This window comes from Rheinheimera fenheensis (assembly GCF_039871805.1).
GTDB lineage: Bacteria > Pseudomonadota > Gammaproteobacteria > Enterobacterales > Alteromonadaceae > Alishewanella > Alishewanella fenheensis.
Map to the genome: position 1 here is coordinate 287,741 of NZ_JBDPJM010000004.1, position 22,614 is coordinate 310,354.

The 22,614-nt window shown below is 50.2% G+C and carries 21 protein-coding genes; 4 read left to right on the forward strand and 17 right to left on the reverse strand.

Annotated elements, in window-relative coordinates; translation table 11 throughout:
- Positions 1-6 precede the first annotated feature (6 nt).
- Together ABGI61_RS08670 and ABGI61_RS08675 are read right to left on the reverse strand one after the other, a co-directional pair.
- On the reverse strand, positions 7-993 hold the full coding sequence (locus ABGI61_RS08670) for a tetratricopeptide repeat protein (protein ID WP_347599899.1): 987 nt from the start codon (positions 991-993) through the stop codon (positions 7-9).
- 103 nt (positions 994-1,096) lie between these two features.
- Positions 1,097-2,503 (reverse strand): MBL fold metallo-hydrolase RNA specificity domain-containing protein, encoded by a 1,407-nt coding sequence (locus ABGI61_RS08675; protein WP_347599902.1) that lies wholly within the window; start codon positions 2,501-2,503, stop codon positions 1,097-1,099.
- A gap of 144 nt (positions 2,504-2,647) precedes the next feature.
- On the opposite strand from ABGI61_RS08675, the gene ABGI61_RS08680 reads away from it, so the two are divergent.
- Positions 2,648-3,529, forward strand: coding sequence for an LOG family protein (locus tag ABGI61_RS08680; RefSeq protein ID WP_347599996.1), 882 nt, complete (start codon positions 2,648-2,650; stop codon positions 3,527-3,529).
- Here ABGI61_RS08680 and tyrA read toward each other — a convergent pair.
- The 8 genes from tyrA to ffh all read right to left on the reverse strand — a co-directional run bounded on the left by tyrA (position 3,526) and on the right by ffh (position 10,135).
- Complete coding sequence (gene tyrA / locus ABGI61_RS08685) at positions 3,526-4,656, reverse strand: bifunctional chorismate mutase/prephenate dehydrogenase (RefSeq protein ID WP_347599905.1); 1,131 nt, start codon at positions 4,654-4,656, stop codon at positions 3,526-3,528. The genes ABGI61_RS08680 and tyrA overlap by 4 nt on opposite strands.
- Before the next feature lies 1 nt (position 4,657).
- On the reverse strand, positions 4,658-5,716 hold the full coding sequence (locus ABGI61_RS08690; RefSeq protein ID WP_347599908.1) for a 3-deoxy-7-phosphoheptulonate synthase: 1,059 nt from the start codon (positions 5,714-5,716) through the stop codon (positions 4,658-4,660).
- A 232-nt stretch (positions 5,717-5,948) separates the two neighbouring features.
- A complete protein-coding gene (locus tag ABGI61_RS08695; protein ID WP_347599911.1) occupies positions 5,949-6,560 on the reverse strand; it encodes a DNA-J related domain-containing protein in 612 nt (203 codons plus the stop codon).
- A 57-nt stretch (positions 6,561-6,617) separates the two neighbouring features.
- Complete coding sequence (rplS, locus tag ABGI61_RS08700; RefSeq protein WP_008609837.1) at positions 6,618-6,977, reverse strand: 50S ribosomal protein L19; 360 nt, start codon at positions 6,975-6,977, stop codon at positions 6,618-6,620.
- A gap of 22 nt (positions 6,978-6,999) precedes the next feature.
- Complete coding sequence (trmD, locus tag ABGI61_RS08705; RefSeq protein ID WP_440590654.1) at positions 7,000-7,788, reverse strand: tRNA (guanosine(37)-N1)-methyltransferase TrmD; 789 nt, start codon at positions 7,786-7,788, stop codon at positions 7,000-7,002.
- Positions 7,788-8,315 carry a ribosome maturation factor RimM gene (rimM, locus tag ABGI61_RS08710; RefSeq protein WP_347599916.1) on the reverse strand — a complete coding sequence of 176 codons (528 nt, stop codon included), beginning with the start codon at positions 8,313-8,315 and terminating at the stop codon, positions 7,788-7,790. Before rimM ends, trmD begins: the two co-directional genes overlap by 1 nt.
- Before the next feature lie 28 nt (positions 8,316-8,343).
- Complete coding sequence (rpsP, locus tag ABGI61_RS08715) at positions 8,344-8,595, reverse strand: 30S ribosomal protein S16 (RefSeq protein ID WP_008220268.1); 252 nt, start codon at positions 8,593-8,595, stop codon at positions 8,344-8,346.
- A 172-nt stretch (positions 8,596-8,767) separates the two neighbouring features.
- Positions 8,768-10,135 (reverse strand): signal recognition particle protein, encoded by a 1,368-nt coding sequence (ffh, locus tag ABGI61_RS08720; protein WP_347599919.1) that lies wholly within the window; start codon positions 10,133-10,135, stop codon positions 8,768-8,770.
- A gap of 149 nt (positions 10,136-10,284) precedes the next feature.
- Here ffh and ABGI61_RS08725 point away from each other — a divergent pair, with 149 nt between their 5' ends.
- Both ABGI61_RS08725 and ABGI61_RS08730 read left to right on the forward strand, forming a co-directional pair.
- Complete coding sequence (locus ABGI61_RS08725) at positions 10,285-11,091, forward strand: cytochrome C assembly family protein (RefSeq protein ID WP_347599922.1); 807 nt, start codon at positions 10,285-10,287, stop codon at positions 11,089-11,091.
- Between the two features lie 65 nt (positions 11,092-11,156).
- Positions 11,157-12,425, forward strand: a complete 1,269-nt coding sequence (locus ABGI61_RS08730; protein ID WP_347599925.1) for an HlyC/CorC family transporter — start codon at positions 11,157-11,159, stop codon at positions 12,423-12,425.
- Between the two features lie 39 nt (positions 12,426-12,464).
- Here ABGI61_RS08730 and ABGI61_RS08735 read toward each other — a convergent pair whose 3' ends face one another.
- The 6 genes from ABGI61_RS08735 to rluD all read right to left on the reverse strand — a co-directional run bounded on the left by ABGI61_RS08735 (position 12,465) and on the right by rluD (position 20,327).
- Positions 12,465-13,097, reverse strand: a complete 633-nt coding sequence (locus ABGI61_RS08735) for a transglycosylase SLT domain-containing protein (protein ID WP_347599928.1) — start codon at positions 13,095-13,097, stop codon at positions 12,465-12,467.
- Positions 13,098-13,185: 88 nt separating this feature from the next.
- On the reverse strand, positions 13,186-14,778 hold the full coding sequence (gene gshA / locus ABGI61_RS08740) for a glutamate--cysteine ligase (RefSeq protein ID WP_347599931.1): 1,593 nt from the start codon (positions 14,776-14,778) through the stop codon (positions 13,186-13,188).
- Positions 14,779-14,976: 198 nt separating this feature from the next.
- Positions 14,977-15,819, reverse strand: coding sequence for a CDP-diacylglycerol--serine O-phosphatidyltransferase (pssA, locus tag ABGI61_RS08745; RefSeq protein ID WP_347599934.1), 843 nt, complete (start codon positions 15,817-15,819; stop codon positions 14,977-14,979).
- 120 nt (positions 15,820-15,939) lie between these two features.
- A complete protein-coding gene (gene clpB, locus ABGI61_RS08750; protein WP_347599938.1) occupies positions 15,940-18,516 on the reverse strand; it encodes an ATP-dependent chaperone ClpB in 2,577 nt (858 codons plus the stop codon).
- A gap of 92 nt (positions 18,517-18,608) precedes the next feature.
- On the reverse strand, positions 18,609-19,340 hold the full coding sequence (gene pgeF, locus ABGI61_RS08755; RefSeq protein WP_347599941.1) for a peptidoglycan editing factor PgeF: 732 nt from the start codon (positions 19,338-19,340) through the stop codon (positions 18,609-18,611).
- A gap of 12 nt (positions 19,341-19,352) precedes the next feature.
- Positions 19,353-20,327 (reverse strand): 23S rRNA pseudouridine(1911/1915/1917) synthase RluD, encoded by a 975-nt coding sequence (rluD, locus tag ABGI61_RS08760; RefSeq protein WP_347599945.1) that lies wholly within the window; start codon positions 20,325-20,327, stop codon positions 19,353-19,355.
- Between the two features lie 122 nt (positions 20,328-20,449).
- Between rluD and ABGI61_RS08765 the strand changes: the two genes are divergently transcribed.
- Positions 20,450-21,202 (forward strand): outer membrane protein assembly factor BamD, encoded by a 753-nt coding sequence (locus tag ABGI61_RS08765; protein ID WP_347599948.1) that lies wholly within the window; start codon positions 20,450-20,452, stop codon positions 21,200-21,202.
- Between the two features lie 53 nt (positions 21,203-21,255).
- On the opposite strand, the gene radA is transcribed toward ABGI61_RS08765, so the two are convergent.
- The gene (radA, locus tag ABGI61_RS08770; protein ID WP_040552470.1) at positions 21,256-22,614 is read right to left on the reverse strand and encodes a DNA repair protein RadA; all 1,359 of its coding nucleotides are present in this window, start codon (positions 22,612-22,614) and stop codon (positions 21,256-21,258) included.

Here is a 22,614-nt window from a genome sequence, read left to right on the forward strand (position 1 = left end):
AGTTTATCAAAGTATCTTTTTCAGCTCAGCCTTTAGTTTGTCATCATTTGTCGAGGCCAATAGCGGCTGAGTAAGAGCCTTAGCTTTATCGGTTTGATCTGACAGTAAATACAGCTGCGCTAAGCGAAATTTAGCCCAATCAAGGCGATCTGCCTTTGGCGCATGCTGCAAATAGTGCTGCATAGCGGCAATGCCTTCACTAATAGCGGTTTTACCCAGTACCGCGCAGCGTGCTAACTGATAATGGCTTTCGGCAATTGAAGCTTTAGCGTCATCATCTACAGCGGGTTGTTGTATTGCCTGCTGCAGCAAAGCAATAGCAGCAGGATAACTCTCCTGTGCAGTTAGCTGCATAGCGCGCTGAAAATAAGCCTCTGGGCGCTGCTGCAGCGGCTTAGCTTCAGCTAAAAACTGTTTAAAGGCCTCATCATCACTAAACTCAGTCAACCTTAAATGCAGCAACCAGCCTTGTACTTCGTCCAGTTGCTTAAGCTGCTGCGCCAGCGCTTGTGCTTTATCTTTATCGCCGCCGGCAATACCGGGCGCCTGAGCTAAAAAGCTGCCCAGGGCGATATAACTGCGCGGGTTCTCCGGCGCCAGCTTCAGCGCGGTTTCATAGGCTTTTTTACAGCGTTTAGCATAGCCCAGCGCACTAAACATACTGGCGCTGCTGGCGAGGTTACAGCTGGCAGTAGCATACCAATGCTGATAGTCGGCGTTATTAGCGTCATACTTAACCGCCTTTTCCAGCAACGCCTCAGCCCGTTCCATCTGCTGCAGGCCCGCTTCAGTGCGCCCCAGTAACGCCAGTAATTGCGCATCTTTGCTTTGTTTGCTTACCAAAGGCGCCAGTAAAGCTTTGGCTGCAGCATAATCATTAGCCTGCCACAACGCCTGCACCTGGCTGGCAAGCTCCATATTGTTCGCCTGTACTGCACTGCTTAACAGTAACAAACCAGAAAAAAGAGTACGGCATAGTGTGTAGCCCCGCATAGTGCTGCTCCATGTTGCACTGCCAAAATTGACAATGTTCAGACTATAAAACAGCACCTAGCATTCAACCATAGGCCAGAAGTAACAAAATGTGTGTTATGTCTTACAGCTCAATAACATCACCTTTTTGCGGGATTAGCGCGTTAATCCCAAGCTCTGCCAGTTCTTGTTGTAAAGCCTCTTGCGCCTCTATCTCACCATGCACCAGATAAAACTGCGGCTGCCCGCCGATGGCCTGCGCCCAATCTAACAATTCACTTTGGCCGGCATGGGCGGAAAAGCCGCCTATGGTATGCACTTTGGCCTTTACCACGATTTCCTGACCAAATAGCTTTACCCGCCGCTCACCATCGACCAAACGGCGACCCAAAGTGCCGTACGCCTGAAAGCCAACAAAAATAAGATGGTTAGAGCTTTTCCATAAATTGTGCTTGAGATGATGCACAATACGGCCACCATTACACATACCGCTGCCGGCGATAATAATCGCGCCACCGCTAACGCGGTTTATTGCCATTGAATCTTCTACCTTTTCAGTAACACGCAGCATCGGTAATAAGTCTTGTAACTGCATGCCTTTTTTAAAGCCAATAGCGGCCAGATCTTTTTGGTCCAGGCAGTGCAGGTAATCATTGTAAATATTGGTAATGCTAATTGCCATTGGGCTATCAAGGAACACCATGCGCTGCTTTAAACGCCCCTGATGATGCAGTAGTGCCAGGTAGTATAAGATTTCTTGTGAACGCCCCAGGGCAAAAGCAGGGATAAATACATTGCCGCCGTCTTTGTTTGCTTGCTCCAGCGCCAGCGCCATTTCATCAAGCGAGTTATCAATATTTTGATGGTTGCGGTTACCGTAAGTGGATTCCATCAGCACGATATCCGCCTGGCCAATATCAGTAGGATCATGCATCAGCACCGTAGCCGGATTACCTAAATCACCGGAAAACACCAGCTTTCGCATTGCTTTATGGCCTTTTAACCAGAGCTGCACAATGGCGGAGCCGAGGATATGGCCAGCGTCACAAAATTCAAGTTCCAGCCCCAGCAGCGGTGTCAGGCGTTTTTTGTACGCCAGAGTTTCGCACAGTTGCACCACCCGCTCAGCATCATGCAGTGAAAGCACTGGCTCTTGCAGTTTTTTGCCGGCGCGGGCCGCTTTTTTGTTTTGCCACTCTAAGTCTTTTAAGTACAGCAATACCGAATCTTTTAACAGCACCGGCAGTAACTCGGCCGTGCCCGGCGTGCACATAATTTTGCCGTCAAAACCGCGCGCTACCAGCAGCGGCAACAGGCCACTGTGGTCAATATGAGCATGCGATAAAATAACCAGATCAATGTCTTTGGGTTTAAAGGCAAAACGAAACTTGTGCCATTCCCGTACCTGATCGGCGCCTTGCACCATACCGCAATCGAGTAAAATTTGTTTGCCGTTTAGCCTAATAAGGTAGCAAGAACCGGTCACTTGCTGAGCAGCTCCGATAAATTCAAGCGTTGCAGACAGTGGCATAAATGTAATCCCTTCTGGTCAATGTCGTACTGTTATACAGCGTTAACTCAGTTTAAAGGTTAGTCTATATCAAACAATATGTTAGTTACGCTGCTTTTGCTTTAAGCTAAAGCCAGCTTAACGCTCTGCCATGGAGATACCGTGATGACACCCGATCCGCATCAATTACACGAGCGCCATCTCAGCTCTGCTCAGCAATCTGCAGAGGCAATCAGCAAGTTACAAGACCATAGTTCCTATCGACTGGCATTTACTGACAATGCATTTTTAATGCAGGACGAGCTACGCCATGTACGCCTGCAACTGGAATATTTAAAACCGCAACTGGTGTTAGAGCAGCACAATATAGATGCCACCATAGTGGTGTTTGGCAGTGCGCGCTTTTTATCGCCCGAACATGCACAAACTGAACTGATAAAAGCAGAGCAGCAAGCCGCTACGGAAAACAGTCTGGCTAACCAGCAAGCCCTGAAGCAAGCGCAAAAGCAAGTGCGCAATAGCCAATATTATGCGGCATCTCAGCAATTTGCGGCACTGGCCACCCGCCACAGTTGCTGCCACCAAGATTGCGCCATGACGATAATTAGCGGTGGGGGGCCGGGCATTATGGAAGCCGCTAACCGCGGCGCCATGGACGCGGGTGGTCAGAGTATTGGCCTTAATATCGTGTTACCGCGCGAGCAGCAGCCCAACCCTTACATCACCCCGCAATTCTGTTTTCAGTTTCACTATTTCGCCATTCGTAAAATGCACTTTTTACAGCGCGCCCGCGCTCTGGTCGCCTTCCCCGGTGGCTTTGGCACTTTAGATGAGCTGTTTGAAACGCTGACGCTTATTCAAACCAAAAAAGCTGAGCGGGTGCCGGTGATTTTGTATGACAAAGCCTTTTGGCAGCGCCTGATCAACTTCGACATGTTGGTGGAAGAAGGTTTGATAAGTGCAGATGATGTCGACTTGCTCCAGTATGCTGACAGCCCAGAACAGGCCTGGCAGCTGATACTGGATTTTTACCAGTTGCCCGATTAGCTGCGGCTGTCAGCCGCTTTTTGTAGCAGTTGCTTACTTTCCTGCAAAAATTGCCCGGCCAACTCACCAAAAAACTGCTGGCCTTTACCAAACTGCGCCATTAACCCGGCTTTATCTTTGTCTTTCAGCAACTGCAGCAGCGCCGTGAAACGCTGCTGATAACGCTCCAGCAAAGCCGTAACTTCACAGGATGACAGCATAATGTCGGCATAAAGCTCAGCGTTTTGCGCAAATAGGCGCCCCACCATCGCCAGCTCCAACCGATAAATCGGCGAGCTTAGCTGCAACAGTTCATTTAAGTCGGCGTTCTCATCCGCTAAATGCACACCATAGACCAAAGAGGAAAAGTGCCGCATGGCCTGGATCAGTTGCATGGCACTGTCATGCTCTGCCGCTTGTTTAACCGCCAGCTCAGCACCCCAGACTGTTAACTGCTTTAACAGCCACTGATATTGCTGCTCTGAGCGACCATGACACACCACCACTACCTGCTTCACCAGGTTAGTAATATCCGGGCCAAACATCGGATGCAAACCTACCACCGGGCCACCGTGTTTAGCCAGCATAGCGGCCAGCGGCTGCGCTTTAACACTGGTGATATCAGCCAGAATACAATTAGCCGGCAACGGGGGTAATTGTGCAATTACCTGCGACGTAAGTGTAATAGGCACTGCCAGTAGCACCAACACAGCCTCAGCACAAAGCTGTTCTGCCTGCAGCCAGTCTTGTTTCTCCAGCACCTGAACGTTAAAACCAGAGCGGCGAAACAGGCTAACAAAACGCGCACCTAAGGCACCGTCGCCGCCGACCACCACCACTTTACCGCCGCCTTCCCGGCAGCAGACAAAACCGCTTTCCTGTGTCTGATACGACTCACGCATAATGCGCCTGAGCACATCTTCGGCTAAATCTGCCGACACGCCCAGTTGCTCAGCTTGTTGGCGCCGCGCGGTTAACAGTGCCTGCTCGCGCTCCGGTACATACACCGGCAGGGCATACTGCTGCTTTATTTTCCCTACCTGAGCCGTGACTTGAGCCCGCTTGGCAAGTAAAGCTACCAACTGGCTGTCAAGACTGTCTATCTGCTCACGCAGCGGTGCCAAGGCCTGCTTAGCTGAATCGCTCATCTTAAGCAGCCGCCACCACAGGTTGCATTTGCTGGTGGATCTCTGCCAGTAGCTTGGCGGTGGTATCCCAATCAATACAGGCATCGGTTACCGATACACCGTATTTCTCCGCTTTACCGTTAATTAAGTCTTGCCGACCAGCATGTAAGTGGCTTTCCAGCATAATGCCAATAATGGCATCGTTGCCGGCCAGCCGTTGACTAATCACATTCAGTGCTACTTCGCCTTGGCGGTTATGATCTTTATTCGAATTACCATGGCTGCAATCTACTACGATGCCGCGCGGCAGTTTTAACTTATCCAGTTTAGCCAGTGCGTCCTTAATGCTTTGCTCGTCATAATTTGGCTTGGCACCACCGCGCAAAATAATATGGCCATCCGGGTTACCGGCAGTCTGCACTAAGCTCACCTCACCGCGTTGGTTAATCCCGATAAAGCTGTGACCACTGGCTGCAGATTGCAGCGCATTTAAGGCGATATTTAAATTCCCATCAGTACCATTTTTAAAACCAACCGGCATAGACAAACCGCTGGCCATCTCGCGGTGGGTTTGCGATTCAACGGTGCGGGCGCCTATTGCAGACCAGCTGATTAAATCTGACAGATACTGCGGGCTTATCGGATCTAACGCTTCGGTGGCGGTGGGCAGTTCCATCTCCACCATTTTTAGCAACAATTCGCGGCCCCAAGTTAAGCCGGTTTCTAAATCGAATGAGTCGTCCAGATGCGGATCGTTAATAAAGCCTTTCCAGCCCACTGTGGTGCGCGGTTTTTCAAAATACACCCGCATGACAATGTATAAACTGTCGGCGTACTGCAGCTGCAACTGCTTTAGTTTTTGCGCGTACTCAATAGCGGCAACCGGATCATGAATTGAGCAAGGGCCGGTGACCACCAGCAAACGTTTATCACGGCCATGCACTATGTCAGCGATAGTATTGCGGGCTTGTTGCACAAAGTGCGCGCCCTGCTCTGACAACGGCAGCACCTTTTTCATTACTGCCGGTGGACTAAGCGGTTTCTCCGCCACTATGCGTAAATCGTCAACTATCTTGCTCATGCTAAAACTCCGCCAAAGAATTTGCAGGCATTAAGCATAGGTAAAAACACTAAACTTGCTAAACGCGCCCTTACGTAAACTTATTTATACACTGCGTAATCATTAAAATACAATTTACGCATAATAAAGATCCAACCTGCCAGCGTCAACCCAGGCAACACCAATAAAATCAAGATATACAGACAAAGCAAGACAATCTTACTATCGTATTATTTTGTTTACAAAAAGATGGTTACTGCCGTAGTTGCTGGTAGGCCTGACGCAACAAAATAAATTGCTCTGCACTACCACCACGATCCGGGTGGTGCTGCAACGCGAGGCTTCGATAAGCGCGTTTTAACTCGGCCTGGCTAAAATCATCAGTCAACTGCAATACCGCCCGTGCCTCTGAGTAAGCAAGGACGTTAGCAGCTTTACCGCTAGCTAAGACGTGTTGCCAAAAGGCATCAATATGCTGATCAAGCAATTGTTCAGTCATCTGATAGAAGTTTTGCCAGTTCATATAGTAATTTCGCCGACTATCCTGCCCTTCCGCTTCAGGCAGGGCAGTCGGGGCAAGTAACTGCACTTTAGCCAGGCCAATACACAGATAGCCCTGATTAAGTTCAAGTAGCTCGCTTTGTAGGCGGAACAATAAATGGTAAAGCACAAAGTGCTGTTGAAAACGCGCCAGATCTGCGCTGATCTCTGCCTCTGACTGGAGTTTTAAGCCAAGCCGATTGAGCAGGTACTGCTCTTCAATAGGCTCTGCAGCCGCTACCGGCGCCGTGCAGATGATATTGAGTAACTGGCCCTGCAACAGCGCAAGAACCGGTTCCGTAAGCGGGGCATTAAGGTATGTCATAGCACTACCATGCCAGAAAGAAAAAAGGCCGACAAGTGTCGGCCTTTCAAGGGTTGCTTAGTTAAGCTTTTCGCGGATACGCGCTGATTTACCTGAACGATCGCGTAAGTAGTAAAGCTTAGCACGGCGAACGGCACCACGACGTTTAACAGTGATGCTGTCTACCAGCGGGCTGTGCGTCTGGAATACACGCTCAACACCTTCGCCATTAGAGATTTTACGTACAGTGAAAGAAGAGTGCAGACCACGGTTACGCTTGGCGATAACAACGCCTTCGTAAGCCTGTAAACGGGTTTTGTCACCTTCTTTAACTTTTACCTGAACTACAACAGTATCGCCCGGCGCGAACGCTGGAACGTCTTGTTTTAACTGCTCTTGTTCAAGCTGCTTGATAATGTTTTGGCTAACTTTGCTCATAACAATCTCACTTTACCTGGAATTAACTGTCTTCTTGCTGCCCCGTCCGGCACTCTTGCTGGTGTTCCTGTTGAAACTCAGCCAGTAACCGTCGTTGCTCCTCAGTCAGAGCCAGGAGATTTAACATATCTGGTCGTCTAAGCCAGGTTCTCCCAAGAGACTGCTTTAAACGCCAGCGTCGTATATTTTCATGGTTTCCACTCAGTAATACTGCGGGAACCTGTTTGTCTGATAACACTTCCGGCCTTGTATAGTGTGGGCAATCAAGCAAACCGGACGCAAAAGAATCCTGCTCTGCCGACTGTTCATGCCCCAGTACTCCTGGTACTAAGCGCGACACTGCATCTATCAGCGTCATTGCGGGCAATTCACCGCCACTTAACACGTAATCGCCAATTGACCACTCAGAATCAATTTCGCTTTCTATTACGCGCTCATCAATGCCTTCATACCGGCCAGCTACTAACAGCAGCTTAGAATATCGCGCCAGTTCGGTGACACCTTGTTGGTCCAGCTTGCGGCCTTGCGGCGACAAGTACACCGTGTGTACACCTTCTCCTGCAGCATGCTTGGCGGCGCGTATAGCGTCACTTAGCGGCTGCACCATCATCAGCATACCTGGGCCACCACCATAAGGCCGGTCATCGACAGTGCGGTGTTTATCCGTTGTGAAATCACGCGGGTTCCAACATTGCAACTGCATAATGCCCTGCTTAACAGCACGGCCGGTTACCCCATATTGCGTTATTGCTTCAAACATTTGCGGGAACAGTGTTACCACTCCTACCCACAATTTACTGTTTTCAGGCATTAAAACGCCGGGTCCCAGTCTACGATAATGCGACGCTCGGTTAAGTCGATGTTTTTAATCACTGTATCCATTAAAAACGGCAACAACCTCTCTTTCTGACCAAATGCATCGGTACGGTTGGCTTTAACCACTAAAACGTCGTTAGAGCCGGTTTCCATCATGTCAGTGACTTCACCTAAGTGGTAGCCCGCTTCATTTATTACTGCCATACCCATCAGGTCTTTCCAGTAATATTCGCCCTCTTCTAACGAAGGTAGCACGTCGCTTGCTACGGCAATTTCAGCATTAACATACTGCTGTGCCAAATCCCGGTCATTAATGCCGTCTAGTTTCGCTATCAGGCCATTGCTATGGCGCTTCCAGCTGGAAACCTGCACTGGCTGCCAGTTACCCTGAAATTTTACCTGCCAGGGTGTGTAATCAAAAATCCCTTCCGGGAAGTCGGTGTAAGCATTTACTTTCAGCCAGCCATTGATGCCGTAAACCGCACCAAATTTGCCAAGAACGACTAAATCTTTCTCACTCAAGCTGACTACTCCACCAACCTGTTGCTAATTAAGCAGCTGCTTTTTTAGCGTTTTTTACCAGAGTTGCAACGCGCTCACTTAATGAAGCACCTTGTGCTACCCAGTGATTAACGCGGTCCAGGTCTAGACGCAGTTTCTCTTCAGTACCGCTGGCGATTGGGTTAAAGAAACCCACGCGCTCAATAAAACGGCCATCACGAGCAAAACGGCTGTCCGCTACCACAACTTGGTAAAATGGACGCTTTTTCGCGCCACCACGTTGTAAACGAATAGTTACCATAAGGCCCTCTAATTTTATCGTTCAGGTTTTATCAAAAATAACAAAGCCCCCAGTCAGACTGAAGGGCTGCAGCATTTTACTGATTTACCGGCCAAATGCAAGGTATTTCGCGGCTTAGCCGCACTATGCGCAGAATAAAGAAACCCGCCTGCGGGCGGGTTTGTCAACGTGGTTAACGTGGAGGCAGCATACCTGGCGGCATTTTACCGCCCATGCCACGCATCATCTTCATTAAACCGCCTTTACCCGACATCTGCTTCATCATTTTCTGCATTTGGGTAAATTGCTTCAGCAGCTGGTTAATGTCCTGCACCTGTGTGCCCGAACCTGCAGCGATACGTTTTTTGCGTGAGCCTTTAATCAGATCCGGGAATTCACGCTCTTTCGGTGTCATGGAGTTAATAATGGCTTCCATTTTAACAAACTGCTTATCGCCCATTTGGTTCATGGCACCGGCGGGTAAGTTTTTCATCCCCGGCAATTTGTCCAACATCGACATCATGCCGCCCATGCTGCGCATTTGTACCAGTTGCTCGCGAAAATCTTCCAGCGAGAAGCCTTTACCCTTCATCACTTTTTGCGCCATTTTCGCCGCTTTATCTTTGTCGACCTTTTGCTCCAGCTCTTCAATTAAGCTAAGCACATCGCCCATGCCTAAAATGCGCGAGGCGACACGGTCTGGATGGAACGGCTCTAACGCATCGGTTTTCTCGCCGGTACCAATAAACTTAATTGGCTTACCGGTGATATGACGAATAGACAGCGCTGCACCGCCGCGGGCATCACCGTCTGCCTTGGTTAAAACAACCCCCGTCAGCGGTAATGCTTCGTTAAAGGCTTTGGCGGTATTGGCGGCATCCTGGCCTGTCATGGCATCAACCACAAACAGGGTTTCAATTGGTTTTACCGCGCTGTGCAGGGCTTTAATCTCATCCATCATGTCAGCATCGACATGCAAACGGCCGGCGGTATCGACCAGCAGCACATCAAATATGCGCGTGCGGGCATGCGCTATAGCGGCATTAACAATATCAACCGGCTTTTGCGAGATGTCGCTGGGGAAAAACTCCACACCAACATCTTTTGCCAGTGTTTCGAGCTGTTTAATTGCCGCCGGACGGTACACGTCAGCAGAAACAACCAATACTTTTTTCTTTTTGCGCTGGGTTAAAAATTTCGCCAGCTTGGCCACAGAAGTCGTTTTACCGGCACCTTGCAAACCTGCCATCAACACTACTGCTGGTGGCTGGGTATTTAATGCCAGCTCTTCATTAGCCTCGCCCATCGCCTCTTCTAAGGCTTTGCGGACAATTTTTAAAAACTCCTGCCCTGGCGTTAGGCTTTTACTTACCTCAAGCCCAACTGAGCGCTCTTTGACGTTAGCGACAAAGTCACGCACCACCGGCAGCGCTACATCCGCTTCCAGCAGCGCCATGCGCACTTCGCGCAGGGTGTCTTTAATATTGTCTTCGGTCAGCCGGCCACGCCCGGTAATGTTTTTCAGGGTGGCGCTTAACCGGTCAGCTAAATTCTCAAACATGATTATTCACTCTACAGCGATGATGGCGCCGATTATAACAAACCACAGCGCCAGAAGCAGCCGTTAAGAAACTGTTGCTTGCGGTGCTGGGCTTAGCCTTAAAGTTGCAATACAATACCAAGCCATCGAATTGAAAGGAACTGCTGCAGATGACTGATGCGTTATTAACCATACTGGCGTTACTTGCATACCTGGTAGCTACCGGCTCGGTGTTATTACGCATTTTCCACCCGCAAGGGCCGCATTTTAAAACTACCTTTGCCACTGCCGTTGTAGGCTTAGTCCTGCACATGTTGGTATTAACCAGCATGTTATTCACGACAAACGGACAAAACTTTAGCTTGCTGAACGTTAGCTCTTTAGTATGCTGGCTTATCACTGTGGCAGTAACGCTTACCTCTCTGCGCTCACCCGCTGTGCTGTTACTTCCTGTGGTGTATGGCTTTGCCGCCCTGATGCAGCTGGCTGTTCTCATGTTGCCACACCATATGCAGCTGCAACATTTTGAGCATAGCCCGGGCTTATTAGCGCACATTATGCTGGCATTTTTAGCTTATGCCGTGTTGATCATGGCTATGTTGTATTCTTTTCAGGTCAGCTATATCAGCAACAAACTTAAGCAAAAAGATTTTGCCGCTATGACGCGTTATATGCCACCACTGGTGCAGGCAGAAGTGCTGCAGTTTAGGATACTGCTGGCCGGCACAGTGTTGTTGGCGCTGGCGTTGCTGGTCGCAGCCCTGTTTATGGACAACTGGCTGGCCAAAGAAAACCTGCATAAAAATGTATTCAGTTTTGCCGGCTTTATTGTATTTGCCGTGTTGTGCTGGGGACACGCTAAACAGGGATGGCGTGGCAGAGTGGCCAACACACTGACGATTATTGGTGCAGTGTTGTTAACCCTTGGCTATTTTGGCAGCCGCTTTGTGCGCGAAGTGTTGCTTAATACACTTTAATTCTTGACTCAACAAACGCTTCGTAATATCAAGTACAGGTGTTTGGTAATGCAGGTAGTTAACTCTTGGACGACATATCGACGGGTACGCTGTTTATTATATTAGGCGTGCTCCTATTCATATCTGCCTATTTCTCGGGATCAGAAACAGGCATGATGTCTGTGAACCCTTATCGTTTAAAGCATTTAACAAACGAGAATCATAAGGGCGCCATTCGGGTAAGTGAACTGCTAAAGCGGCCAGATCGTCTAATCGGCCTTATCCTTATCGGTAACAACCTGGTTAATATCGCGGCTTCTGCAATCGCCACTATTATCGGCATGCGGTTATACGGTGATGTCGGTATCGCTATCGCCACGGTTGCGCTGACTATGGTGGTACTGGTTTTTGCTGAAGTTACACCAAAAACGATAGCGGCATTGCATCCGGAGCGTATTGCGTTTCCAAGCTCGGCCTTGCTTAAGCTGCTGTTAAAAGTATTTTACCCGCTGGTGTGGCTGGTCAATTTCGTTACTAATGGCATTTTGGCGCTGTTGGGTATCAGCCCGGAAAAACATCAGGGCAACAGTTTAAGTGCTGAAGAGCTGCGCACTGTCGTGCATGAGGCCGGCGCGCTGATCCCTGAGCAACACCAAAGCATGCTGGTTGGGGTATTAGATTTAGAAAACGCCACCGTAGAAGATATTATGGTACCGCGCAACGAAATTGTCGGCATTGATATTAACGATGAGTGGAAAGACATTGAGCGCCAACTGGCGAACATGCAGTACAGCCGTATTTTGTTATACCGTGACAATATCGACGATGCGGTGGGTTTTGTACATCCGCGCGAACTGATGCGTTTACTGATTAAAGAGCAACTGACCAAAGCCAGCCTGATGCGTGCGGTGAGCGAAATTTACTTTATTCCGGAAGGCACCCCGCTAAACACCCAGCTACTGAAATTCCAACGCACCAAAGAGCGTATCGGCCTGGTAGTTGACGAGTATGGCGATATTCAGGGGCTGGTGACGCTGGCCGACATTTTGGAAGAAGTCGTCGGCGAATTTACCACCGACATCAGCGATGATGGCAACGAGGATATTAAGCCACAACCCGACGGCTCTTACCTGATTGATGGCGGTATTAACCTGCGCGATTTAAACCGCGAAATGCAGCTGGAGCTGCCCACTGACGGACCGAAAACCCTAAACGGGCTGATCTTGGAACACCTGGAAGAAATTCCGCAAGGCAACCTGAGTATTCGTTTGGCCGGTTACCCGATGGAGGTCGTTGATGTGCAGGACAATATGATAAAGACAGTGCGGCTTCTACCGCACCTGAAACAAAATTAAAAAAACCGGCGCTGCCGGTTTTTTCTTACCAATAACAACTTAGTCAAAAAACAGCCGCCACAACCAGCCACGCTGTAAATCCTCTTCACAGGTTTTCAGCTGCGCTGCGTAAGTTTTTGCCCGGCTATCGACCTTTTTTGCAGTTTGCACCAGCCAGGCTTTTTTCTTATAACTGCCACGCTTAAAGCCGCCCCAGCCTTCGTGATAATTCAAATATTGACTGTAAGCATCCCACTTGGAAACACCGTTTAAACGCTGGCTTTTGCTGATATACCAGCCCATAAAGTCGATCGCATCGTCAAAGTTATCCCGGCTGGCCCAGAAGCGATCGGCTTCTTTTACGTATTCGTCCCAGGTTACGGTTTTCGCTTGAGAATAGCCATAAGCACTGCTGGCACGACCATAAGGAATGAAACCCAAAAACCAGCGCATTGGCGGGCGGGCGTTGTGTTTAAAGCTGCTTTCCTGATACATGATGCTCATTGGCACATGAATAGGCACGCCCCACTTGTCGCGCACTCTGGCCGCTGCGTCATACCAGTCGCGGTGCTCATAAAAAATTTCGCACAGATTAGACACGTTCTGTGGCGGTGGTGTAGCGCAGCTGCTGATTAAAAACACAGCAGAAACAGCGAATAACAGCGGTTTTTTGGTGATCTGAACTTTTTTCATCCGCTTGATTCTAACAAGGTGCATGGACGCAACCAAGTTTTATCTCCCTGGATTACTATTACGGCTACCCTCGGGTAGCCGCTTTTTTTTAGGCCGCGCCATCACATTTGGGCACTTCAGCATAATACTGGGCAATATATTGCTCAAAGCTGAGGTTATCTTGCTGTTCTATCAGTTGCTGCTGCTCAATTGACTGGGCCGCCGCCTGCACAAATTGCGACTCGTCATAAAACTGATAGGGCTGCGCTAATAACTGCTCACTGTACTGCTTGGATAGCTGCAAAATAAAACTGCCGTTGTCCTGTTGTTTAGCCAGTAGCTGGTTCAGTAGTTTACCCGAGTAGGTTTGCGCCGGGTCGAGCAGACTTAAATAAAACTGCTTTAACGCCCCAGTGTAGCGCTCGTTGCCGTAGGCCGTATCCAAATGCTTAGCAATCGGCATCATGTCAGCGAACAGCTCTTCAGCCCAGTCCTGCATTAACCGGGGCTGGTTATTGTCCAGCAGTTCAAGGTTAGTTCGCCGGCCATCAGTGACGACTTTACGTAAATTTTGCTCGGTAATGCTTTGCTCGGCTGCAGAGAGCGGTGGGCTGTCGCTTAACAAACAATACAGTAGAAACACATCAAGAAAATGCATCTGCTCGGCAGTAATGCCCACCGCACTGAACGGATTTACATCCAGTGCGCGCACTTCAATATACTCAACGCCACGCTTCGCTAAAGCACAGGTTGGCCGCTCACCAGACTGGGTAGTGCGCTTAGGCCGGATGGTTGAGTAAAACTCGTTTTCTATCTGCAACACGTTGGCATTAAGCTGCTGATACTCGCCGTTAACCTTAACACCAATATTACGGTACTCTTCTGACGGCATGCTAATAGCCGCATGCAAGCCAGTGATATATTCAGCCAGGCTGTTATAAGTCACATTTAAGCTCGACTGGGCACTGTTGGTGTAGCCTAGGTCGCTCATACGCAGTGAGGTGGCATAAGGCAAATATAGCGAGCCTTTGCCCAGCGTCTGAAACGGATAACGGCTGCTGCGCCCTTCTATAAAAGACTTACACATCGCCGGTGAAGCGCCAAACAGGTAGACAATTAACCAGACGTAACGCTTGTAATTACGAATCAGCGCAAGGTACTGCTCAGAAATAAAGCTCTGCAGCTCATCGTGCTGCCCCAATACTTGCTGATATGTCTGCCAGAAAGTGTCAGGCAAAGAGAAGTTAAAATGCACCCCACTGATTGCCTGCATCATACTACCATAACGGTTATGCAAGCCTTTACGATACAGGGTTTTCATGCGGCCAACGTTAGAGCTGCCATACTGGGCAAAAGGGATGCTTTGCTCTTTGCTGATAAAACACGGCATGCTGGCGGCCCAAAACTGCTCATCTGCAATATTTGCTGCAGTAAAACGATGAATGTCGTTCAACTGCGCTAAGGTGGTAACAATGCTGTCGCTAACGGGCGTGATAAATTCAAGCAGCGATTCAGAAAAATCGGTAGTGATCCACGGGTGGGTTAATGCCGAACCCAGCGCCTGCGGGTGTGGTGTTAATGCCAGGCTGCCGTCCTGATTTACTCTCAGTGTCTCGCGCTCTATACCATGCAAAATACCCGTTACGGCTTTAGGGTTAAGGTTGTCTAACTGTTGCAGCCGTTGATTTATCGTTGAGCCCAAGAGAGTTCCTTAATTAGCAAGACGCTTGTGGCAGGAAATTGGGGCGCCACAGCAAACTTCAAGACCAGAGCTCAATTTAGCCTGTATTTTCACTGGCAACAATGCTGTTTTAGGCCAAAAGCCTTTGCTGAGAGTTCAAGCTCAGTGACCATGAGCAAAAAAATAACCCCGCGAAGCGGGGTTATGGTGTTAAACGTTTTATTCTTTGTCAGGCACGGCTTTGTCTGCAGCCTTTTCTTTTGCGCCAGCTACCGGTTCAACGCCCGCTTCGGCAAAGTCAGCATCGTCTGAATCGCCTACGACATGCTCCAACTTTAATTTACGCACACTGCGGATAGTGGTGACCGGCCCTGAGCATGCATAAATAAAGAAGATACCAAACAGCATCTCGGCCGGGCGTGAGGCAATCACGACAAACACCAGCAGCACGATAAGTATGGTTAAAAACGACACCCGATCGCGCCAGTTTAAATCTTTAAACGAGTTATATCTGAAGTTGCTCACCATCAGTAAGCCTGCCGCTATGGTTAATAAGCCAACCAGATAGCCCAACTTGTCGCCGTTTACCTCGTAAATGCTGCCAACCCACACCATACCGGCGATAATACCGGCCGCGGCCGGGCTTGCCAGCCCCTGAAAGAACCGGCTGTCGGTCACGCCTAAATTGGCGTTAAAACGCGCTAACCTTAGTGCAGCACAAGACACATAAATGAAGGCGGCCAACCAGCCGAATTTGCCATAATCAGCAAGGCCCCAGTTATAGGCCACTAGCGCCGGCGCCATACCGAAGGCAATCAGATCAGACATACTGTCGTACTGAGCACCAAACTCACTTTGGGTATTGGTTAATCGGGCTACGCGGCCATCAAGACCATCGAAAATCATCGCAATAAAAATGGCCACAGCGGCAGCTTCAAAGCGGCCATTCATCGAGGCCACTATGGCGAAAAAACCAGAAAATAAGCCGCCGGTGGTTAATAAGTTTGGCAGTAAATAAATGCCTTTACGCGGGCTGCTGTCAGTCGTTTTTGAATCAGTCATAACACACTTCTGTTAAGTAAATTACGCCAGATTATAAGGGACATACCCTGGCATGGATAGCCTTTGCTAAAAAAGTGACCGCCGAAGCGGTCACTTTATCATCGACATCAGCTACAACACTTAGTGACTGCTGACCACAAACTTAGTTCCATCGTGATCCAGTGCCACTGTGCTGCCCGGCGGCACATCGCCTTGTAACAGCGCTTGCGCCAGCGGGTTTTCCAGATGCTGCTGAATGGCGCGTTTTAGTGGCCGTGCGCCATACAGCGGGTCAAAGCCTACTTCAGCCAGTTTATCCAGCGCCGCATCGCTAATGCTAAACTGATACTGCCGCTCGGCCAACCGCTGCTCCAGCCTGGCCAGCTGAATACGCGCAATGCTGCGAATTTGCCGGCTGTCCAGCGGGTGGAACACCACGGTCTCATCAAGCCGGTTTAAAAATTCCGGCCGGAACTGCTTGCTTAACACGCCCATCAGCATCTCTTTCATCTGACTGTAGCTGTATTCACGGTAATGTTCCTGAATAAGATCAGATCCCAGATTCGACGTCATAATGATAACGGTGTTTTTAAAATCTACCGTGCGGCCCTGGCCGTCAGTTAAACGGCCATCGTCCAGCACCTGCAGCAATATGTTAAACACGTCAGGATGGGCTTTTTCTACCTCATCCAGCAGTACCACCGAGTAGGGCTTACGCCGCACCGCCTCGGTTAAATAACCGCCCTCTTCATAACCAACATAACCCGGTGGTGCGCCGACTAAACGCGATACCGCATGTTTTTCCATAAACTCTGACATGTCGATGCGAACCATGGCATCGGGGCTGTCGAATAAAAAATTCGCCAGTGATTTAGTCAGCTCGGTTTTACCCACCCCGGTTGGCCCTAAAAACAAGAAAGAGCCTATCGGTTTATTCGGATCGGCAAGGCCTGCACGCGAGCGGCGGATAGCGTGTGATACCGCAGTCACCGCTTCATCCTGGCCAATCACCTTGTCATGCAGCGCTTGCTCCATCCGCAGCAGTTTATCGCGTTCACCTTCCAGCATTTTGCTAACCGGTATGCCGGTGGCTTTAGATAACACATCAGCAATCTCCTGCTCGGTCACTTTATTGCGCAGCAAAGTGTTTTCATGCATTTCTGCCTGCGAGGCCAGATCCAGCTTTTTCTCCAGCTCGGGAATACGGCCGTACTGCAGCTCTGACATGCGCTGTAAATCGCTGGCGCGGCGGGCGACTTCTAAATCTAACCGCGCTTGTTCAAGCTCGGTCTTAATATTTTGCGTGCCTTGCAGTGCGGCTTTTTCCGACTCCCACACTTCATCCAGCTCGTTGTATTTGGCATCCAGCTCACGAATTTGCTCTTGGATCATGTCGCGGCGCTTTTTCGTTGCCTCATCGGTCTCTTTTGCCAGCGCGTTGTCTTCCAGTTTTAACTGAATAATGCGCCGCTCCAGCCGGTCCAATTCTTCCGGCTTTGAGTCCATCTGCATACGAATGCTGGATGCGGCCTCGTCAATGAGGTCGATGGCTTTATCCGGCAGTTGGCGGTCCGATACGTAACGATGCGATAAGGTTGCTGCAGCAACGATGGCCGGATCAGTAATTTCTACCGCGTGGTGCAGCTCGTAACGTTCTTTTAAGCCGCGTAAAATAGCAATGGTGTCTTCCACTGTTGGCTCTTCAACCAACACTTTTTGAAAGCGCCGCTCCAACGCTGCGTCTTTTTCAATGTACTTGCGGTATTCATCCAGCGTGGTAGCGCCTAAACAGTGCAGCTCGCCGCGCGCCAGCGCTGGCTTTAGCATATTGCCGGCATCCATGGCGCCATCGGCTTTGCCGGCTCCGACCATGGTATGAATTTCATCGATAAACAGAATCACCTGGCCTTCTTCTTTGGCCAGTTCGTTTAAAACCGCTTTTAACCGCTCTTCAAATTCACCACGGTATTTGGCACCGGCTAATAAAGAGCCCATGTCCAGCGACAATACGCGTTTGTCTTTTAAGCCTTCTGGCACTTCTTTATTAACGATACGCAGCGCCAGCCCCTCGACGATGGCGGTTTTACCGACACCAGGCTCACCAATTAATACCGGGTTGTTTTTAGTACGCCGCTGCAGCACCTGAATACAACGGCGAATTTCTTCGTCGCGGCCTATCACCGGGTCAAGCTTACCGGCCTCAGCGCGGGCGGTTAAATCGACAGTATATTTGGTCAATGCCTGGCGGGTATCTTCGGCATTAGGATCGTCTACTTTCTGGCCACCGCGCATCTGTTCAATGGCGGCTTCAACCCCCTCTTTACTCACACCCAGCAGACGTAAAATTTTGCCAAGGTCAGATTTATCTTCGGTTGCGGCCAGCACAAACAACTCGCTGGAAATAAACTGATCTTTACGCTTTTGCGCCAGCTTGTCACACTGCTGCAGCAGCTGAGCGGTAGCATTAGATAACTGCAGGTTAGCGCCCTCGCCTTCAACCCGCGGTAAGCGATCTATGGCCTGGCTAACTTTGGAGCGCAGTTCGTTAAAGTTAATGGCCAGCTTGTTTAACAGCTCGCGCACTGTGCCGCCTTCCTGATTTAACAAAGCAAACATCAGGTGCACTGGTTCGATATATTGCTGATCACGTCCCAGCGCCAGTGACTGCGCATCGGCAATAGCTTCCTGGAACTTACTGGTAAATTTGTCTAGTCGCATGCATCTCTCCTACAAGCACAACCTCGATGTGCTTTAAGATTGGGCGCTATTGCTGGAAATTCAAGCAGCGAACGTCAAAAATTTGACTTAGATCAGCTTAACCAGATAGAACTGGCCATGCGACCGGTTTGGCCATCACGCCGGTAGGAGAAAAATAGTGCGCTGTTTTGGTAGGTACAGTAGTCGCCGCCATAGACTTGGCTAACGCCACAGGCAGCTAAACGCTGGCGCGCCAGCTGGTATAAGTCGGCATGATATTTACCGGCTTTACCCGCTATAAACGCCTTGGCAGCTGAGGGGTCGTGCGCAATAAAGGCCGTGCGCACTTCAGTGCCAACTTCAAACGCCGCCTGGCTGATTGCCGGGCCTAAATACGCCAGCACCGCCGCGTCGGATGTAAAGCTGGCTAGTGTCGCTTCGATGATGCCATCACACAGCCCCCGCCAACCAGCGTGCACTGCAGCCACCTGAGTGCCAGCAGTGTCACACAACAACAGCGGTAGGCAATCGGCCGTCATTACTGTGGCCACTATACCAGGCTCACGGCTAATGGCAGCATCAGCGGTTATACCGCTTTCGCTGTTGCGGGTGAGTGTCGCGACTGTCACACCATGTACCTGATTTAGCCAAACAGGTGCATTGGGCATTGCTGCCGCTTGTTGGTATTGCTGGCGGTTTTGCGCCACCTTTGCCGGATCATCGCCGACATGGCCGCCCAGATTTAAACTGGCTAAAGGCCCAACCGAACAGCCGCCTAAGCGGGTGCTGCACACTGCATGTACATTCGCCGGGGCAGGCCAGTCAGGGCGCAGTAAGCGAGTCATCTGTGGCTGGCTTTATACGTAGTCCAGCCCATGCTCGGCGGTGTCGGCACGCAGTGCCGCATTAAGCTCGACCATGTCCTGTGGAATAGGCGCATGCCATTCCAGAATTTCCAGCGTAATAGGATGGGCTAAACGCAACATAGCCGCGTGCAGTGCCTGGCGTTTAAAGTTGCGCAGCACCGTGAGTAAGTGCTCACCGGCTTTACGCGGTGGCCGAGGCCGGCCGGCATACACCGGGTCGCCGACCAACGGGTGGTTAACATAGGTCATGTGCACACGAATTTGGTGGGTGCGGCCGGTTTCTAACCGCAGCCGTAACCGGGTATGAGCACGGTATTTTTCCATCACCCGAAAATGGGTGGTGGCTGGTTTACCTGATTGACTCACCGCCATGTGGGTGCGTTTGGTCGGATGACGGCCAATCGGCTCGTCAATAGTACCGCCACCGGTCATAGCACCATGACACACGGCTTCATATTCACGGGTAATTTCACGCGCCTGCATGGCTTCAACCAAATGCGTCTGAGCCGGTATGGTTTTCGCCACCACCATCAGGCCGGTGGTGTCTTTGTCCAACCGGTGAATAATACCGGCGCGGGGCACCTCGGCAATGCCGGGGCAATGGTGCAACAGCGCATTTAGCAGCGTGCCGTCACTGTTACCCGCGCCTGGGTGCACCACTAAACCTGCCGGCTTATTAATTACCAGAATATGTTCGTCTTCGTAGACGATATTCAGGTCAATTTGCTGGGCTTCAAAGCGCTCGTCTTCAGGCAGCTCGGCCAGAATATCAATTTGCTCACCACCCAGTACTTTTTCGCGCGGTTTGTTTTGCACTGCGCCATTTACGCTAACGGCATCCGCCAGGATCCACTCTTTTATGCGTGAACGCGAATAATCCGGGAACATTTCAGCCAGCACCTGATCTAAGCGCTTACCAAAAAGATGGTCTGGTACAATTTCTGAAAGTTTTAGCTGTTTTGTCATAACGGAAGCAGTTATCCTGTGTGCAACCCCGGCGGGTCTGGGGTAGAATCGCAATAACGGTATTTTAGCGATTTTACCCCCGACTAGACAGCCATTTAGCTCAAGTAGTAACGGATTTTTACATGAAAGCGAATTTTATACTGATTTCTCTACTGGCTCTGACCTTAACTGCCTGCGCCGGTAAACCCAAAGAAGAGCTGGACACCAGCAATACTCCAACGGCGCAAACCATGTATCAACAAGCCAAGGATGTATTGGATAAAGGTCTGTACAACCGTGCCATTGAGCTGTTAACCGCCGTTGAAGGCCGTTATCCGTTTGGCCCACTGGCTCGTCAGGTACAGCTGGACTTAATTTATGCCTATTATCAGGCGGGCGATATTACCAAGGCACTGGCCGGTATTGATCGTTTTATTCGCTTAAACCCAAACCACCCTGAGCTGGATTATGTGTACTACATGCGTGGCTTAAGCAACCTGAAAGCCGATGAAAACGCACTGCACAATATGCTGGGTATAGATCGGGCAGACCGCGACTTAGCCAGCACCCGCCAAGCATTTGATGATTTTAAAACCTTAGTGAGTAGCTTCCCGCAGAGTAAATATGCGCCTGAAGCGAAAAAGCGCATGCTGAGCATTAAAGATACACTGGCGCGCCATGAACTGATTATTGCCGATTATTACATGCGCCGCGGTGCCTTTTTAGCCGCCGCCAACCGGGGTAAATACATTGTCGAGTTTTACCGTGACTCTCCGCTGGTAGAACAGGCACTGGAAGTGATGGTCGAGAGCTATGACAAACTGGGGCTGACCAAGTTAAAAGAAGACACCTACCAGGTATTGAAACTGAATTTTCCGCAGAACAACAAGTTTTAAGTTGAACAGCCCCGCCGCAGCGGGGCTTTTTATTGCCCCAAGGCTTCTGACTGCTAAATCGCTTCCAGCGCTTCTGCCAGCTTCGCCACGCTGATTACTTCCATACCGGCAATCGGCTCTTTTGGGCTATTGGCGATTGGCACTATGGCGCGCTTAAAACCGTGTTTCGCCGCCTCTTTTAACCGCTCCTGCCCGCTGGGTACCGGCCGTATCTCGCCTGCCAGCCCCACCTCACCAAACACCACCAGATCATTGGGTAAAGGTTTATCACGAAAGCTGGACACCAACGCCAGCAAAGTAGCCAGATCAGCACTGGTCTCATTCACCTTTACACCACCGACAACGTTAACAAATACATCCTGATCAGCCATTTGAATACCGGCATGACGGTGCATTACCGCCAGCAACATTGAAATGCGGTTTTGCTCCATACCAAGGGTCACCCGGCGCGGGTTATTCAGTGGCGAATAGTCGACCAACCCCTGAATTTCTACCAATAGCGGTCGGGTACCTTCCCACAGCACCATGACGATGCTACCAGACTGATCTTCTTTGCCGCGGGTTAAAAAGATTGCCGACGGGTTTTTCACCTCTTTCATGCCCTGACCGGTCATAGCAAATACGCCCAGCTCATTTACCGGACCAAAACGGTTTTTATGGCCGCGCAGCGTGCGGTAACGGTTATCGCTGTCACCATCGAGCATAACAGAGCAGTCGATACAGTGCTCCAGTACTTTGGGCCCAGCCAGTGAGCCATCTTTAGTAACGTGCCCCACCATGATGATGGCAATATGATGCTGCTTGGCAAAACGGGTTAAAAAGGCCGCGCTTTCGCGCACTTGCGATACGCTACCCGGCGCCGACTGAATATCTGCCAGATGCATCACCTGAATAGAGTCGATCACCATAATGCGTGGCTTTTCCTGCTGCGCCAAATGGCAGATGGTCTCGACATTGGTTTCGGCCAACATTTTAAGTGCGTTGGTAGGTAAGCCCAAGCGCTGCGCGCGCATCGCCACCTGCTGTAATGATTCCTCACCAGTAACATAAAGTGCACCGCCCTGCTGCGCTAAACCACACATAATTTGCAGCAGTAAGGTACTTTTACCGGCTCCAGGGTGGCCACCAATCAGAATAGCGGAACCCGGCACTATGCCACCGCCCAGCACGCGGTCAAACTCGGCAAAACCACTGCTAAAGCGCGGCACGTCCTGTAAATCCACTTCGTCCAGGCGCATTACTTTTGCCACCGCCGCCCCGGCATAGCCTTCCAGCCGACTGCTTTTACTGTTGCTACCAAGCCTGACTTCACTCACCGTATTCCAGGCACCACACTCGGTACATTGACCTTGCCAACGAACAAAATCGGCCCCACAATCGCTGCAAACATATGCAGTTTTAACTTTTGCCAT